The sequence below is a fragment of the Paenibacillus sp. BAC0078 genome (genome assembly GCF_054483875.1).
Genome location: NZ_JBTLRW010000001.1, coordinates 521,230 through 537,540, shown reverse-complemented (window position 1 = coordinate 537,540; position 16,311 = coordinate 521,230). Strand labels below are relative to the sequence as shown.

Genomic DNA, 16,311 nt, shown 5'->3' with positions numbered 1-16,311 from the left:
AAGCTGTACCGTTTCATCGTACACTACACACTAAGCTTGCGGAAGAACGCCGGTAACGGCATTGTCCGCAAGCTTTTTTCTATTTTGACACTTTCGTCTGCAGATTCTCTTCAACTACCTCGCGCAACTTCTCCATCTGGGCATCCCGCCGCTTGATGATATCTTTGACGGTGGTATAAGCTTCAATATCCGGAAAGACTGCATCCGCAGGATCGAGCTTCGGATTGGGACGGGTGAAGTTTTTAAAGGAAACCTGAAATTCAAGGCCTGATGATGGCAGCTTGAAAGGAAGGACGTCGCCATAGGAGGAAGGCTTATTTCCGGTGGCTTCCCCGAGAATCAGGCCCAATTGATTATCCTGAACCGTCACGGCGAACATATTGGCGGAGCTGAAGCTTCGCGGTGAGGTTAGAATGTACAGCTTTCCTTTGAAGGGCTGCGCCGTTTTCAGCGGGTTATCAGTCACACTGGGAGCATATTTTGCAGTACCGCTTTCCTGCCCGCCGTATGCCGCATGAACCTGTGGTGAAAAGCGTAATATTGCGCCGTAAGTACGATAAGACTTCACCTTCAGATAGGACATGAACTCATCCACTACTCTGGAGTCTCCGCCCCCGTTGTTTCGCAAATCGACCGCTATGTATCGTATTCCCCGTTTGTTAACCTCAGCGAAAAAATCCTTAACCATCTGAACATAGTGATCATCGTAATTGCACGTCGTTAATTCAAAAACACCCAAAGGCAGCTTTTTATCAAAATAATAATTCACATCAGTCTCGGCGCCCGGATATGGATTATAGAACTTCCCGGAGTTGTCGCTTGTAAATGTAAAGGTGCCTTCTACGTTTTGAACTCCCCGTTTTACTTGAACTGTGGCCTGATTGTCGCGGGTAAGCCCTAAATGGTTCAGAAAAATATCGGATATTACAAAGGTTGTGCCTTGCTCCCGCACCCATTGTTTATTTTCCGCCGGTATGGCTTTGGCCAGTTCCTGCTCCAGCTCATTAATACTGCGGTTTCCTATGGCTGTCACAATATCGCCGGTTTTGAGGACGCCTCTATCCTCAGTCACCACCAATCCCTCCCGGCTCCAGTACAAGGGCAAATCCAGCAGGCGCCGTGCTGAGAAGCTGTAAATGTATGTATGTCCGTCGTGCAGCAGAGACACAATCTCATCGGCAATGAAATAGAACTCTCCCGGTGTCTGTGGCTGCCGGATTTTGGAGTAGGCTTCCGCAATCACTTTTTTCTCTCCGACATTCCAGCCGTTAATCAGCCGCGGATGCATTTCCGCCAGCGTCTGCACCAGAAAGTTCAGATCCGCTTTCATTTGTTCAGGGGTCAGCTTCTTTTCGTCAGGTACGGGAGTAGATGCAGCACTTGGCTGAGGACTGGATACGGCTTGGGCAGTTGGAGCTGAAGACGGCAAAGGGGGAAGGGCTTTTTCTTTTTTGGTGGTGAAAAACACAGCGGCTGCAATCATGATCACCGCCAGCAGCGGAAGCGCATAGGTTGTCCATTTGTTTTTCATGTTGTGCACCGGAATCCTTCCTTTTACATTTTTAGTTAACTATAGAATGATCCCGGTAAGATTTCTGTGATCTTTTTGGAGTGCCCAGTATTTCTTCTCCGCTCATCACCCATCCGCAGCCTGCGGCATAAGATGCTCTATAGTCAATAGTGTGCATGTTGAAAGGAGCGTCATCCCTATGCTTACTGGCATCAGGATCGTGTTCCTGGGCGGGGACGCGAGACAGATTGAAGTGATTCGGAAATGTGTGGAAATGGATGCGACGGTAAGCGCTGCCGGGTTCGAAAAGTGGGATGCCCCAAGCCCAGGGGTGAGCCTGGAACAGATGTCGGCAGAGCTGCTAAGCAGTGCGGATGTGCTGGTGCTGCCTACGGTAGGCTGTGATGACGAAGGGAATATCAATGCGCTGTTCTCCAATCACCGTTTACAGCTGCGGGAGGAGCATATTGCGGCGCTGCCGGCGCGCTGTACGGTTTATACCGGCATGGCCAAAGGTTATTTGCGCGGTTTGTGCGCTAAGAATTCAATTAAGCTGGTGGAGCTGCTGAACCGGGACGATGTGGCTATATACAACTCTATCCCTACAGCGGAAGGTGCGCTGGTCATGGCCATTCAGAATACGGATTTTACTATTCACGGCTCTACCTCTATGGTGCTGGGCATGGGCAGAACCGGATTTACAATGGCAAGGGCGCTGCAGGGCTTAGGTTCAAGCGTGAAGGTAGGGGTAAGAAAACAGGAGCATTACGCACGCGCCGAGGAGATGGGCTGGAAGCCTTTTATGACCGGAGAGCTGCTGGCTCATGTGGCTGAGGTGGATCTCATCTTCAATACAATTCCAAGTATGATCATCACGGCACAGGTGCTTTCGCGTCTTCCCAAGCACTGTGTAATTATTGATCTGGCTTCCGCTCCGGGCGGGTGCGATTTCCGCTATGCGGAAAAACGCGGGATCAAGGCTATGCTGGCACCGGGCTTGCCCGGGATCGTTGCTCCCAAAAGCGCCGGCATCATTATGGCAGGTGCGCTGGTACAGTCGATATCTGACGAGAGTTTGAACAGGGGGGACGAATAAATGGATTGGCATGGAAAAACAGTAGGTTATGCGATTACCGGCTCCCACTGCACGTTTGCGGAGGTCATGCCGCAGATTCAGCGTTTTATGGATGGCGGAGCCAAAGTGGTCCCGATTGTGTCCGCATCCGTGCTAAATACGGATACCCGCTTCGGCACATCGGAAAATTGGCTAAAACAGTTGAAAGAAATAACAGGGAATGATATCATTTCTACAATTGTTGAAGCGGAACCGCTGGGTCCTTCCAAGCTGCTGGATGTCTTGACTATCGCTCCCTGCACAGGGAATACGACGAGCAAGCTGGCTAACGCCATGACAGACAGCCCTGTGCTTATGGCTGCCAAGTCACAAATGCGCAATGGGCGTCCGCTGGTGCTGGCGATCTCGACCAACGATGGGCTGGGCCTGAACGCGGCGAACATTGCGAAGCTGCTGGTAACCAAGAATATTTATTTTGTGCCGTTCGGCCAGGATAACCCGCAGGGCAAGCCTAATTCACTTGTGGCGCAGATGGATCTCATTCCCGAGGCCTGTTATGCGGCGCTGCAGGGCAATCAGCTGCAGCCCATGATTATCGAACGGTTTCATTCAGCATAGACAACAGATTCGTTTTATGCAGGCACTCCGATTATAAGGCTCATATAAGCCGTCCTCAACCTGAGGGCGGTTCAACACTTTAAAAGACCAGGCGCAAGCTGATTTATTCCATTCATGGAATAATGGGTTGCGTACATATTAGTGTGCTTGCTTAGAGAAGTAATGGAGGAATTATTCATGGGTATTTTGGTGCAAAAATTCGGCGGAACCTCACTCTCCACACCTGCGGCCAGAGAACACGTTATCCGTCATGTCAAACGGGAGCTGGCCAGCGGCTTCAGCCTGGTTGTTGTAGTGTCGGCCATGGGCCGCAAAGGTGAGCCTTATGCGACTGATACACTGCTGGACTGGGCGGTGCAGAACGGAAATTCACTGCCGGACCGGGAGAAGGACCTGCTGATGTGCTGCGGAGAGATCATCTCGGCAACAACCTTGTGCGGGCTGCTGGAGCAGGAGGGCATCCGCTCGACAGTGCTGACAGGTGCACAGGCGGGATTTCTCACGGATAACAGCTTCGGCAATGCAAGAATTCTCGATGTGCGGACCGAACGCATTCTGCGTGAATTGCGCGAACAAAAGGTAGTTATTGTAACCGGGTTCCAGGGTCAGACCGAAGCCGGTGATTTCACGACCCTTGGACGCGGCGGAAGCGATACGTCAGCAACTGCGCTCGGCGCTGCACTGCGTGCGGACATGGTTGACATTTATACGGATGTCGATGGAATTCTTACCGCCGATCCGCGGATTGTCGAGGATGCCAAGCAGCTGACCTATGTCAGCTACACGGAGATCTGCAACATGGCTTATCAAGGGGCCAAGGTGATTCACCCCCGCGCCGTTGAGATTGCGATGCAGGCTCAGATCCCAGTGCGCGTACGGTCTACATTTTCCGAAGCCGAAGGTACACTTGTAACCCATCCTGAAGGATTTAGCGATGTTTCGAATGGGGTTGTGGACCGGTATGTCACAGGGATCGCCTATGTCAGCAATGTTACCCAGATTTCGGTGGAGTGTCCGGAAGGCAACGGAACCGGCGTGCAGCTGCAAATTTTCAAAAGCATGGCCGACAACGGCATCAGCGTGGACTTCATCAATGTGACGCCAAGCGAGGCTCTATATACCGTAAATGACGACAAGTCGGAGCAAGCGATTGCCGCGTTGCAGGAGCTGGGGCTGCGTCCTTCAAGCCTGTCCGGCTGCGCTAAGGTCTCTGTCATCGGCGGCGGCATCAATGGCGTTCCCGGCATCATGGCCCGCATCGTTGAAGCGCTAAGCTCGCAGAATATTCAAATCCTGCAGTCAGCGGACTCCAATACAACCATTTGGGTTCTGGTCAAAAAGGAAGACATGGTGCAGTCGCTGCGCGCATTGCATGCCAAATTTGAATTACACCGCTGACAAGGAGGAATTCAAAGTGGACTTCGGAAGATTAATAACCGCCATGGTGACCCCCTTTGACGGGGCTGGAGAGATCAACTGGGAAGCCGCCTCACGGCTTGTCGATTACCTCATAGAGGAGCAGAAATCCGAAGCGCTCGTAGTTTGCGGAACGACCGGAGAATCCCCCACCTTAAGCGATGAAGAGAAGCTTGAGCTGTTTGCTTTTGTACTGGAGAAGGCTGCTGGACGCTGCAAAATCATTGCCGGAACCGGCAGCAACAATACCAGACATTCTATACATTTGACGAAGGAAGCGGAGAAAATCGGTGTGGACGGCGTGCTTTTAGTCGTTCCATATTACAACAAACCGAACCAGGAAGGACTATACCAGCATTTTGCAGCCATAGCCGGTGAGACTTCGTTGCCGGTTATTTTGTACAATGTGCCCAGCCGTACCGGTGTAAGCATGAGTGCGAAGACCACTTTGCGGCTGGCTGAAATCCCGAACATTGTGGCTACCAAAGAATGTGCTTCCGTTGACCAGGTTACATTGATTGCTGCTGCTTGTCCGCCTGATTTCCGCGTCTATTCCGGGGATGATTCTGCAGGTCTTGCTGCGCTTGCTGTCGGAGGGTACGGAATCATCAGTGTAGCCAGCCACGTAGTCGGGGCGGAGATGGCAGAGATGATTAACGCCTTTATCTCAGGAAATGTACAGCGGGCTGGTGAGCTTCACCGCAAGCTGTTTCCTGTGTTCAAGGGCTTATTTGAATGTCCGCAGCCGCTGCCGAATCCATCGGCGGTGAAATATGCGCTGGGGCTGCGCGGGCAGAATGTCGGCTCTGTACGGCTTCCGCTCATTCCACCCACTGAAGAAGAGGCGGTATTTATCGCGGGGCTGCTGAAATAAGACGGGGTTTGAATTCAAAGGCTGGCATTCCTATTCTAGGAGCGCCGGCCTTTTTTATGTTTGTTCAATGTCAAAATCGTAAACGCTGCATTAACGCTGGACCCCAGGTTTCTGTAGTTTTTTTTCGCCCGGAAAGTCCGAGCCCTAAGGAAAGAATAGGCATTCGAAGTTGATGACTTGTCTTTTGCCAAAAAAATCATGTATAATGTCCTTAAGTGACTGGGTGCGGTTAAAATTAAATATGCGGTAATCTTCCGTCAATGGATTTTACATTGTGAGACAGGATAGGTCCTTGATTAAGTCTGCGCTAATGATGCCAGATTTCCGCGCAAGGGGCGCGGACGGTGAATTTTGACGGCGTTTGTCCGCTTCATTCAATGTATTCACTGCCCGATTCGGGAGCTATTTGCAGTGCGGAATTGTATAGACTTATGGAATTTCTGTTTTTTATGGAAGTTATTAGCAATTTGAAAATGTGTTCAGCGCCGCTGAAATAATGAAGCTTATTGTTTTGCAAATAAAAAGTATGACGTCCAACATCATAGGAGGGTTAGATTCATTTGTCCAAAAAAAACAACAACGATAAATTGACGATTTTCGCTTTGGGCGGAGTCGGCGAGATCGGGAAAAACATGTATGTGGTTCAATACGGAAACGACATTGTAGTCGTGGATGCGGGGCTTAAGTTCCCGGAAGAGGATATGCTCGGTATTGATATTGTTATCCCTGACATCTCATATTTGACAGAGAACCGTGACAAGGTAAGAGGGATTGTGCTTACCCACGGCCATGAGGATCACATCGGCGGCTTGTCGTATGTGCTCAAGAACCTGAATGTTCCGGTTTACGGCACAAGACTTACCCTGGGGCTTGTAGAGAATAAGCTCAAGGAAGCGAACCTGCTCGGTGAAACAAAACGTATTCTTATCAATGAAGATTCGGAAATTGAGCTGGGCACTTCGCTCAAAGTGACTTTCTTCAGAACAAATCACAGCATTCCTGACTCAGTCGGCATTTGCATCGATACACCGGAAGGCAGTGTCGTTCATACAGGCGACTTCAAATTTGACCACACCCCAGTCAATGGTCAATATGCCAACCTGCACCGCATGGCTGAAATCGGGCAGAAGGGCGTGCTTGCGCTCCTCTCGGACAGTACCAATGCTGAGAAGCCCGGATTCACTCCTTCGGAGAAGAATGTCGGCATCGTTCTGGAGGATATTTTCCGCAAGGCAGATCAGCGGGTGGTTGTGGCAACCTTCGCCTCCAACGTGCACCGTATCCAGCAGGTGGTTAATGCTGCGGAATCAACGGGACGCAAGATTACTGTAATCGGCCGCAGTATGGTTAACGTAGTATCCATCGCTTCCGAGCTGGGATACCTGAACGTGCCGGACGGCATGCTGATCGAACCTGAGGAAATGAACAGAATGGCCGCCAACCGTGTAGTAGTACTGTGCACAGGCAGCCAAGGAGAGCCGATGTCGGCGCTTACCCGCATGGCGCGCTCCAGCCACCGCAAGGTGGATATTCTGCCGGGCGATACGGTAATTATTGCCGCAACACCGGTACCGGGCAATGAGAAATATGTCGGCCGTACGATTGATGAGCTGTTCCGCCTTGGCGCCAACGTAATTTACAGCGGCTCCAATTCCGGCGTTCACGTCTCCGGCCACGGCAGCCAGGAAGAGCTGAAGCTGATGCTCAACCTGATGAAGCCGAAGTATTTCATTCCTATTCACGGTGAATACCGGATGCAGCGCAAGCATGGACTGCTTGCAGAATCCGTTGGTGTAGATCCAAGCAATATTTTCATCACAGAGCTGGGTGAAGTGATTGAGATTTCCGGCGGTGCGGCACGCAGAGCCGGTAAGGTGACTGCAGGCAATGTACTGATCGACGGATTAGGTGTAGGCGATGTAGGCAACATTGTATTGCGCGACCGCAAGCTGCTGTCCCAGGACGGTATCCTGGTAGTGGTTGTTACGCTTAGCAAGCAGAATGGCGCTATCGTCTCCGGACCGGATATCATCTCCCGCGGGTTCGTCTATGTACGGGAATCCGAAGGACTCCTTGACGAAGCCAACCGTATCGTATCCGGCACGCTCCAGCGCCTGATGAGCGAGAAGGTTAATGAATGGGCATCGCTCAAGACAAGCGTCAAGGATTCGCTTGGACGTTTCCTCTATGAGCAAACCCGCCGCAGACCGATGATCCTTCCCATTATCATGGAAGTGTAATTTAAGAAGCTAACGATTAACAAATAAATAAGCAGGGCCAAGGCCCCTTCTCCCCGGAAATATTGGACGGTTTCCAGGGGAGAAGGGGTTTTTGTATGTTAAGGAGTGCATAACGGAGTCACTTGGAATGTCATACTAATGAAGATTAGCATGCCTCCAGCTAAAAAGTGCTGCAGGCGGAAAGGGAGTGCTGCGAACGATGGATGTAACAAAAGGAATTAATAACGCCTTAAACGAGGAGACTCTTCCTGACGAGGGGAAACCGGGAAGCATTGAGCCTGTTCTCCCGGAAGCGGCGGGCACTGTGAAGGAGCTTGGCGTGGCGGCGGTTCCAGCCGGAGAACCGGATATCTTTTGCATGACAATTATCGGGCAGATTGAAGGGCATTTCGTCCTGCCTCCGCATAACAAAACGACCAAATACGAACACATTATTCCTCAGTTGGTGGCCGCTGAACAGAACAAAAATATTAAAGGCCTGCTGATTATCCTCAATACAGTTGGTGGTGATGTAGAAGCCGGGTTGGCAATTGCGGAGATGATCGCTTCTTTATCGAAGCCGACAGTAACGGTAGTGATCGGCGGCGGCCACAGCATTGGCGTTCCGATTGCGGTATCCTCCAGCTACTCCATTATTGCCGAGAGCGCAACGATGACCATACATCCCATCCGAATGAACGGTCTCGTGATCGGAGTGCCGCAGACGTTCGAATATATGGAGCGGATGCAGGAGCGGATGGTGCGGTTTGTAACCTCACATTCACGGATTTCCGAGAAGCAGTTCAAGGATCTGATGTTCCAGACCGGCGAGCTGAACCGCGATATTGGTACGGCTGTGGGCGGAGCGGATGCTGTCAAATACGGCCTGATGGATGAGGTTGGCGGCATCGGCGCCGCGCTGAACCGGCTGAATGGTATGATCGCCGGAAATATTTCTTCGGCTTCGGAGCCTTTGATACAGGGAGGGTTGACTCAATGACCTTGTATTCTGTGGTACCGGTGGAGCAGGTGTTTGAGGGTGCGATCAGCTTTGTCCAGCCGCTGCAGGAGGTGAGCATCCAGGGTATGCTGATGCAGGTGGAGCCGCTGGAACGGGGCCAGGCGCGGATCGTCAGACTGCTGGATTGCCCGCTGCAGAAATATCTCGACCCGGCGTTCTCCCCGGGAGCGATTATCAGCTACGATAAATAATTCAGTTCATCCCGGAGCCTATAAGAAAAGGCGAACAGAGTGCCAGGAAGATGCATTTTTTTACAAAAGAGAACATAGGTACGCCACGCCATTATATGGTATAATAGTGTTCCGGGGGTGGCTGGTGTGGCTAAACGAAGAAGAAAGAAGAAGAAAAAAGCGCTGCTCGGCAGCGTTTTAAAATATGAAATCTACGGGATTATGCTTATTACATTATCCGTCATTGCTTTATCCGGTGAGGCGGCGGTAGGGCGCTCCCTTTCCAGCATGGCAGGGTATTTACTCGGGAGATTTTATTTTGTGCTGCCGCTGACCGGCATATTTTACGGCTTGATGGTGATGATTCACAGAAGGTGGCCTTCCTCCTGGAACAGCCGCCATTCCGGCGTGCTGCTGCTAGTGCTGTCCATGTGCCTGATGAGCACGATATCGGCAATGGAGCAGAAGCTGGGGCCATTGTCGATGCTGCATCCAGGCAATGTGCTTGCGCAAATACATAACGACCTGTCGGGTGCGCTCTCGCCAGGCTCCAGCGACAGCAATGTGTACATGCTGGGCAAGGATATCAGCGGAGGATATCTCGGAGCATTGGAGTATGCGGTATTGCTGTGGCTGTTCGGCAGTCTTGGAGCCAAGCTCCTGATGATTGTCATGCTGGCGATCAGCTTCATGCTGATTACGAACCTCTCTTATGTTGAGCTGTTCGCCTTGCTGCGGAGCCGGGCGGTGAAGCTGGTGGAGGGCATCCGGCGGAGAGCTGCCAACCGGCCTGCTGCGGTACCGGTGACCTCCAGAGCTGCTAGAGCAAGCCGGGCGCCTGCTCCGCAGCCTGTGCAGGATGACGATGAGGATGAAGAGGATGATGAGCAACTGCCGCGCCGGAGCCAGCCGCAGTTCTTGCAGAGAATCGGGGGCTGGTTCAGCGGAGCTCCACGGACCGGCCAGCCTGCAGCCGAGACCGAACCGGAGGATCAGACGGATTCTGATGTTGTGGCGGCAGGTGCACCTTCGATGCCAATTATCTCGGGGATTCGTAATGATGACCTGTCCCAGCTTGACGATGATGATGATTATTTCGGTGATGATGCAGAGCCTGTATCCCCCATTATCCGCGATTTCTTCGAGCATATCCGCTCGGAAGGACTGAATGCGGAAGACCGTGAAGAGTGGGGTGAGTTCTCGCCTGCTGCGCGGAACGGAGGCATCAGAGCCGCTGATCCCGTTAGCAGCCCTCCAAATGCTCAGCCTGTGGATGACGAATTGCCGGAGGAGCAGGTTACGGTTCAATTGGATGGACTGCTGGATTCGGCTCCAGAAGGGGAAGAAGTTCCCGCTCCGCCGCTTCCTCCGCCGCCTAAGCCCTACAAGCTGCCTCCTTTCCGCCTTCTGGCGAAGCCTAACAACGGAGGCAAAGCCGGTGACCAGAATGATTACATGCAGACAGCACGTAAGCTGGAAGCAACGCTGGAAAGCTTCGGAGTAAGGGCCAAGGTGCTTGAGGTCGTAAGAGGACCGGCGGTTACCCGGTATGAAATTCAGCCCGATATTGGGGTGAAGGTCAGCCGGATCGTTAATTTGACCGATGATATTGCGCTTGCGCTTGCAGCCAAGGATATCCGTATGGAAGCGCCGATCCCGGGCAAGTCGGCCATCGGGATTGAGGTGCCGAATCCCGAGGTCTCTATTGTAACGATGCGCGAGGTTATGGAGACGCAGGTTTTCCAGGATGCCGAATCCAGGCTGTCGATCGCCTTCGGGCGTGATATTTCCGGCCAGACCATTGTGGGAAATTTGGCCAAGATGCCCCATCTCCTGGTTGCAGGAGCAACAGGCTCCGGGAAGTCGGTATGCATCAACGGCATTATTACCAGTATTTTATACAAGGCCAAGCCGAATGAGGTTAAATTTCTGATGGTCGATCCCAAGATGGTCGAGCTTAATGTGTACAACGGGATTCCCCATCTGCTTGCACCGGTGGTCACCGACCCCAAACGTGCGAGTCTCGCCTTGAAGAAGATTGTGGTGGAAATGGAGAAAAGATATGAGCTGTTCTCCAATTCAGGCACTCGCAATGTGGAAGGCTACAACAATCTCATGAAGGATAATCCGGCGGCGGTGCTGCCATATATTGTTGTTATCGTGGACGAGCTTGCCGACCTGATGATGGTTGCGGCGAACGATGTTGAGGATGCAATCTGCCGGCTTGCACAGATGGCGCGTGCAGCGGGAATTCACTTGATTATTGCCACCCAGCGTCCTTCTGTCGATGTTATTACCGGGCTGATCAAAGCCAACATTCCTTCACGCATCGCCTTCGGCGTATCTTCGAATGTGGATTCACGGACAATTCTGGACATGCCTGGCGCAGAGAAGCTGCTTGGACGTGGGGACATGCTGTTCCTGCCGATGGGCGCCTCCAAGCCTACACGTGTGCAGGGCGCTTTTATGAGCGATCAGGAAGTCGAAACCATTGTGCAGTATGTCAGCAGCCAGGGCGAAGCTAATTACGATGAATCCATCGTGCCTGAAGTGGATGAGACAGTGACGGGGGATGAGGAGCCCCAGGATGAGTTGTATGATCAGGCGGTACAGATTGTGCTGGAAGCGAAGCAGGCCTCCGTATCGCTGCTTCAGCGGCGCATGCGTGTCGGTTACACGCGCGCGGCCAGACTCATTGACTCGATGGAGGCCCGGGGGGTCATCGGGCCGTACGAGGGCAGCAAGCCGCGTGAGGTGCTGATGTCCCTGGAGCAATTCCAGCATAACCGGATCAGTTCATAATAGTTATGGATCGTCTTTACCGAGCACCTCTTTCCCAAGCGGAAAGGGTGCTTTTTTGTTGCGGTGCAAGGGTAGAGCGCCTTAGATCTCGTCATTCCAGACAAGTAATGCATAGGATGTCCTGCCAGTCGTCATAATAACTTTATCCATCCATGCAGAACTTACAAGAGAAAGGTAGAGCGATCCCTTATGAAAAAGCATAAGCAGTGGGTAATTGCCGCGCTAACCCTTACGCTGGCGGCAGCGCCGTTTGCAGGCACGTTCGTTAAGGAACATGGCGTAGTCTACGCAAATCAGCTAAATAACGCGTCTGGTATGAAGGAAAATACTGTACCGGAGGGGCAGGTTTTGCCCGCTTTCGGAACAACTCCGCTTCAGTTGGGTTCTTCCGGAAAGGATGTTTATGAGCTGCAGGGAAGGCTGAAGTATCTCGGATTTTATGCAGGAGCCATAGACAGTGAATTTGGAAGCAAGACCAAAAATGCGGTAACCTGGTTCCAGTGGAAATTTGGCATGCCGGCAGATGGCGTTGTAGGCGCTAAAACAAAGCTCAAGCTGTATAATGCCACAAAAGCCTGGCGGCCGACAGAGCCGCCCACCGAAACGGCAAATAATACAGGCGGTAACAATGCTAATGCAGGTACCTCGAACACAGCGGAGCTGAGCTCCGGCAACACTATGGGGCTGTCTGAAAATGATCTGAAGATTATGGCGAACGCGGTGTACGGAGAATCGCGGGGGGAACCCTTCGAAGGTCAGGTCGCCGTTGCTGCCGTAATTCTGAACCGCGTCAAATCGCCCAACTTTCCAAATACGCCTTCCGGTGTGATTTTTCAGCCAGGCGCCTTCACGGCGGTAGCTGACGGCCAGATTTATCTGGAACCCAACGAACAAGCCCGTAAGGCTGTGCAGCAGGCACTCAATGGCTGGGACCCTTCGGGCGGCTGCATCTACTACTTTAATCCGAAGACGGCCACCTCCAAATGGATCTGGTCCCGTCCGCAAGTGAAGACGATTGGACAGCATATTTTCTGCATGTAACCATGAATACGTGGGCCTTAGAGCAACCGGTATGTTCCTTCCGGTTGCTTCCTTACTTTGGAATGGTTTAGAATGGATAATACTTCATAAACTTGTTGTATAGAGAGTGAACTTAAGAATTCGGCTTGCCCTCTTCTTAAGATCAGCTTATATTGCAGTTATCCACGCCGTAAAGGAGTTTTGGACTTGACAAATAATGGATTTCAACATGGCAGCGCTGCAGGCATGCGTATTCATGTCTTGCCGACAAAGGCGTTTAAGACATTCGCCATCTCACTTTATGCCGGCGTTCCACTCGATGAGAGTACGGTTACTTCTACGGCTCTTGTTCCCTTCGTGCTGCGAAGAGGCACATCGGCTTACCCGGAAACAACCCAGTTCCGTGAACGGCTGGAGGAGTTATACGGTGCCGGATTCGGCTTTGACATTTACAAAAGAGGCGATTACCAGATTGTTCAATTCCGCATGGATACGATCAATGATTCCTTCGTGCAGAGCAAGGAGAGCCTTCTTGGTGAATCCTTTGCTTTTCTCGGAGAGGTATTAACCCGGCCACTGCTGGAGGATGGAAGCTTTCGCGCTTCCTATGTAGCTACAGAACGCGAGACGGTGCGCAAGAAGCTGGATTCAATCGTTAATGATAAAATCCGCTATGCAGCGGAGCGCTGCATCGAGGAAATGTGCCGCAAGGAGCCTTACCGTCTGCATCCGCTCGGCCAAAGAGCCGATCTTGACGGAATTACGCCGGAATCGCTGTATAAGTCCTATAATTCATGGCTGAACGGAGCCATACTGGATTTGTATGTGGTCGGTGACACAACGCCGGAGGAAGTGGAGAAGCTGGTGGTCCGCCATTTTGGCCGTGCCCATACAGAAACTGCCGCCTATTCCGCGGATTTTACACCGGTAACGGTTGCTGAAGTCCGGACGGTCGAAGAGAAGCTCGATGTGAACCAGGGCAAGCTCAATATGGGATTGCGCACTTCAATCACTTATAAGGACGACCGTTACGCCTCTGCCCTGATATATAACGGCATTCTGGGCGGCTATCCGCACTCCAAGCTGTTTGTCAATGTGCGCGAGAAGGAGAGTCTGGCTTATTACGCTTCTTCGCGTTATGACGGGCATAAAGGCATTGGCACGATCCAATCGGGAATTGAAACGCAGAATTACGGCAAAGCGGTGGATATTATCCGCAAACAGCTTGATGAGCTGAAGGCCGGCAATATCAGTGATCTGGAGCTTAGCCAGACCAAAGCCATGATCCGCAATCTGCTTTCCGAAATCCAGGATTCCGCTTTTGAAATGATCTCCTTTGATTTCAACCGCCAATTGTCCGGAAAAGACCGCTCTGCACAGGAGTTGCTTACCCAGGTGGATGGCATGGGAGCGGAGGATGTGAAGGCTGCGGCAGGCACATTCGAGCTGGATACGATTTATTTCCTGACAGGGAAGGGGGAATAGCGGTGGAAAAGATCCATTACGAGAAGCTTCAAGAGACACTTTATCACGAGGTTATGGATAACGGCCTGCAGGTGTACGTGCTGCCGAAGCCGGCTTTTCTCAAAACCTATGCGACCTTTGCCACCAAATACGGCTCTGTGGACAATCACTTCAAGGTTGCGGGCGGCGAAGAAACGACAGTGCCTGACGGCATAGCCCACTTTCTGGAGCACAAAATGTTCGAGGAGCCGGAAGGCGATATTTTTGCCACTTTTGCCTCTAATGGGGCTTCAGCGAATGCTTTTACCAGCTTTGATCAGACCGTTTACCTCTTCTCTGCTACAGAGAACATCGAGACCAATCTGAGTACGCTTGTGGATTTTGTGCAGCGGCCTTATTTCACCGATGAGAATGTGGAAAAGGAAAAGGGGATTATCGGCCAGGAAATCAATATGTATGCGGATAATCCGGATTGGCGCGTGTACTTCGGCTTGATCGAAGCGATGTACGCCAAACATCCGGTTCATATCGACATTGCCGGAACCATCGAGTCCATTGCAACAATCACCAAAGAAACATTGTACACCTGCTACAATTCCTTTTACCATCCCAGCAATATGCTGCTGTTTGTGGTTGGCGGCGTAGAGCCGGAAAAGGTATTCGAGCTGGTACGCAGCAATCAGAAAGCCAAATCCTACGGCAAGCAGGGTGAGATCAAGCGCCTCTTCGAGGAAGAGCCGGTTCAGGTGGCTACCAAAGTGAAGGAAACCAAGCTGGCTGTGTCGATGCCGAAGCTCCTCTTCGGATTTAAGGAGAAGGTGGAGGGGCTCACCGGAGAAGCAGCAGTACGCCGCGATCTGACGACCAAGCTGATGCTTGATTTGCTGCTGGGAAGCAGTACGTCGCTGTACCAGAAGCTCTATGACGAGGAACTCATCTCTGACAGCTTCGGGCATGAATTCAACAGTTCACCGCAATATGCATTTTCAGCCATCGGCGGGGATACCAAGGACCCGGACCTGCTGCTCAAGCGGATCAAGGAAGAGATTAATCTTGTGCTTGAATCGGGCTTTGCGGAGAAGGATTTCGAGCGTGCCCGCAAAAAGAAAATCGGCGGCTATCTCCGTATGCTGAACTCGCCGGAGAGCATCGCCCATGAATTCACACGTTACCAGTTCCGTGGCGGAGATCTGTTCGAAGTGCTCCCGCTGTACGAAGCGATCACGCTTGAAGAAGTCAATGCCCGCCTGCGCGCGCATGTGGACTGGGAACAACTGGCCGTGTCACTCGTGGTGAGTCCTTAATGGCGCTTTCGGGAGAGAACAGCAAGCCAATCGGGGAAATGACAGTGCTTATTACCGGAGGCAGCGGGGGAATCGGCGGTGCGATTGCCGAGCGTTTTGCTTCCGTAGGAATGAATATTGTGATTCATTATATGAACTCGCATGAAGCGGCGAATGATGTTGCCCGGCGCTGTATGGCGCTTGGGGCCAAGGTAATGACGGTGGCGGCGGATATGAAAGACCGCAGCCAGCTTGAGCGTATGGCGGAAAGACTTGAGAGCAGCGGCATGCAGCCGGATATTCTGGTGAATAATGCCGGAAAGGCGCATTACGGCATGCTTGCCGATGTTACGGAGGAGGAATGGGATGATATCATGGCAGTTAATCTGAAGGGCACCTTTATGTGCAGCCAGATTTTCATGCCCTATATGATCTCCCAGCGCTACGGACGGATCATCAATGTCTCTTCCGTCTGGGGCATCTCCGGCGCTTCCTGCGAAGTGGCCTATTCTGCCAGCAAAGGCGGTGTGAATGCTTTTACCAAAGCGCTCGCTAAGGAATTGGCCCCTTCAGGGGTTACGGTCAATGCCGTAGCACCGGGAGCGGTTCATACGGCGATGCTGGCCAATCTGCAGGAGGATGAAATGCGCATGCTGGAGGAGGAGATTCCGGCGGGACGTCTGGCTACGCCTGGAGAAATTTCCTCGCTGGTGTATTTTCTCGCACTCCCCGAATCCGGCTATATCACCGGGCAGATCATCAGTCCGAACGGCGGATGGATTACCTGAAGCTTACCATGTGCTGCTTGGAGAAATGCTCCAGCATAAGAACGTCCGGGT

General features: G+C 52.0%; 13 protein-coding genes. 12 read left to right on the top strand and 1 reads right to left on the bottom strand.

Annotated elements, in window-relative coordinates; translation table 11 throughout:
* Window positions 1–79: 79 nt before the first annotated feature.
* Entirely contained in the window at window positions 80–1,531 is a 1,452-nt protein-coding gene (locus ACX1DY_RS02410; protein WP_458962820.1) for a S41 family peptidase, read from the bottom strand.
* Between the two features lie 178 nt (window positions 1,532–1,709).
* Between ACX1DY_RS02410 and dpsA the strand changes: the two genes are divergently transcribed.
* The 12 genes from dpsA (at window position 1,710) to ymfI (ending at window position 16,260) form a co-directional block, all read left to right on the top strand.
* Window positions 1,710–2,606 (top strand): dipicolinate synthase subunit DpsA, encoded by an 897-nt coding sequence (gene dpsA, locus ACX1DY_RS02405; protein WP_458962594.1) that lies wholly within the window; start codon window positions 1,710–1,712, stop codon window positions 2,604–2,606.
* A complete protein-coding gene (locus ACX1DY_RS02400) occupies window positions 2,607–3,203 on the top strand; it encodes a dipicolinate synthase subunit B (protein ID WP_458962593.1) in 597 nt (198 codons plus the stop codon).
* Window positions 3,204–3,380: 177 nt separating this feature from the next.
* Window positions 3,381–4,601 (top strand): aspartate kinase, encoded by a 1,221-nt coding sequence (gene dapG, locus ACX1DY_RS02395; RefSeq protein ID WP_458962592.1) that lies wholly within the window; start codon window positions 3,381–3,383, stop codon window positions 4,599–4,601.
* Between the two features lie 16 nt (window positions 4,602–4,617).
* Entirely contained in the window at window positions 4,618–5,493 is an 876-nt protein-coding gene (dapA, locus tag ACX1DY_RS02390) for a 4-hydroxy-tetrahydrodipicolinate synthase (RefSeq protein WP_458962591.1), read from the top strand.
* A gap of 560 nt (window positions 5,494–6,053) precedes the next feature.
* Window positions 6,054–7,733 (top strand): ribonuclease J, encoded by a 1,680-nt coding sequence (locus ACX1DY_RS02385; protein WP_458962590.1) that lies wholly within the window; start codon window positions 6,054–6,056, stop codon window positions 7,731–7,733.
* 199 nt (window positions 7,734–7,932) lie between these two features.
* Window positions 7,933–8,712: a ClpP family protease gene (locus ACX1DY_RS02380; RefSeq protein ID WP_458962589.1), complete on the top strand. Its 780-nt coding sequence runs from the start codon at window positions 7,933–7,935 to the stop codon at window positions 8,710–8,712.
* Window positions 8,709–8,924 (top strand): YlzJ-like family protein, encoded by a 216-nt coding sequence (locus ACX1DY_RS02375; protein ID WP_458962588.1) that lies wholly within the window; start codon window positions 8,709–8,711, stop codon window positions 8,922–8,924. The genes ACX1DY_RS02380 and ACX1DY_RS02375 overlap by 4 nt, the downstream gene beginning before the upstream one ends.
* 126 nt (window positions 8,925–9,050) lie before the next feature.
* Window positions 9,051–11,705 carry an FtsK/SpoIIIE family DNA translocase gene (locus ACX1DY_RS02370; protein ID WP_458962587.1) on the top strand — a complete coding sequence of 885 codons (2,655 nt, stop codon included), beginning with the start codon at window positions 9,051–9,053 and terminating at the stop codon, window positions 11,703–11,705.
* A gap of 189 nt (window positions 11,706–11,894) precedes the next feature.
* Window positions 11,895–12,746, top strand: coding sequence for a spore cortex-lytic enzyme (gene sleB / locus ACX1DY_RS02365; protein ID WP_458962586.1), 852 nt, complete (start codon window positions 11,895–11,897; stop codon window positions 12,744–12,746).
* A 225-nt stretch (window positions 12,747–12,971) separates the two neighbouring features.
* A complete protein-coding gene (yfmF, locus tag ACX1DY_RS02360; RefSeq protein ID WP_458962819.1) occupies window positions 12,972–14,210 on the top strand; it encodes an EF-P 5-aminopentanol modification-associated protein YfmF in 1,239 nt (412 codons plus the stop codon).
* Window positions 14,211–14,212: 2 nt separating this feature from the next.
* On the top strand, window positions 14,213–15,493 hold the full coding sequence (gene yfmH, locus ACX1DY_RS02355) for an EF-P 5-aminopentanol modification-associated protein YfmH (protein WP_458962585.1): 1,281 nt from the start codon (window positions 14,213–14,215) through the stop codon (window positions 15,491–15,493).
* Window positions 15,493–16,260, top strand: coding sequence for an elongation factor P 5-aminopentanone reductase (gene ymfI, locus ACX1DY_RS02350; RefSeq protein WP_458962584.1), 768 nt, complete (start codon window positions 15,493–15,495; stop codon window positions 16,258–16,260). The genes yfmH and ymfI overlap by 1 nt, the downstream gene beginning before the upstream one ends.
* Window positions 16,261–16,311: the final 51 nt, after the last annotated feature.

Bases quoted from the DNA above. Each gene is read 5' to 3' on its own strand.
- ACX1DY_RS02410 (WP_458962820.1), bottom strand. From the start codon at position 1,531: ATGAAAAACAAATGGACAACCTATGCGCTTCCGCTGCTGGCGGTGATC.
- dpsA (WP_458962594.1), top strand. From the start codon at position 1,710: ATGCTTACTGGCATCAGGATCGTGTTCCTGGGCGGGGACGCGAGACAG.
- ACX1DY_RS02400 (WP_458962593.1), top strand. From the start codon at position 2,607: ATGGATTGGCATGGAAAAACAGTAGGTTATGCGATTACCGGCTCCCAC.
- dapG (WP_458962592.1), top strand. From the start codon at position 3,381: ATGGGTATTTTGGTGCAAAAATTCGGCGGAACCTCACTCTCCACACCT.
- ACX1DY_RS02380 (WP_458962589.1), top strand. From the start codon at position 7,933: ATGGATGTAACAAAAGGAATTAATAACGCCTTAAACGAGGAGACTCTT.
- ACX1DY_RS02375 (WP_458962588.1), top strand. From the start codon at position 8,709: ATGACCTTGTATTCTGTGGTACCGGTGGAGCAGGTGTTTGAGGGTGCG.
- sleB (WP_458962586.1), top strand. From the start codon at position 11,895: ATGAAAAAGCATAAGCAGTGGGTAATTGCCGCGCTAACCCTTACGCTG.
- yfmF (WP_458962819.1), top strand. From the start codon at position 12,972: ATGCGTATTCATGTCTTGCCGACAAAGGCGTTTAAGACATTCGCCATC.
- ymfI (WP_458962584.1), top strand. From the start codon at position 15,493: ATGGCGCTTTCGGGAGAGAACAGCAAGCCAATCGGGGAAATGACAGTG.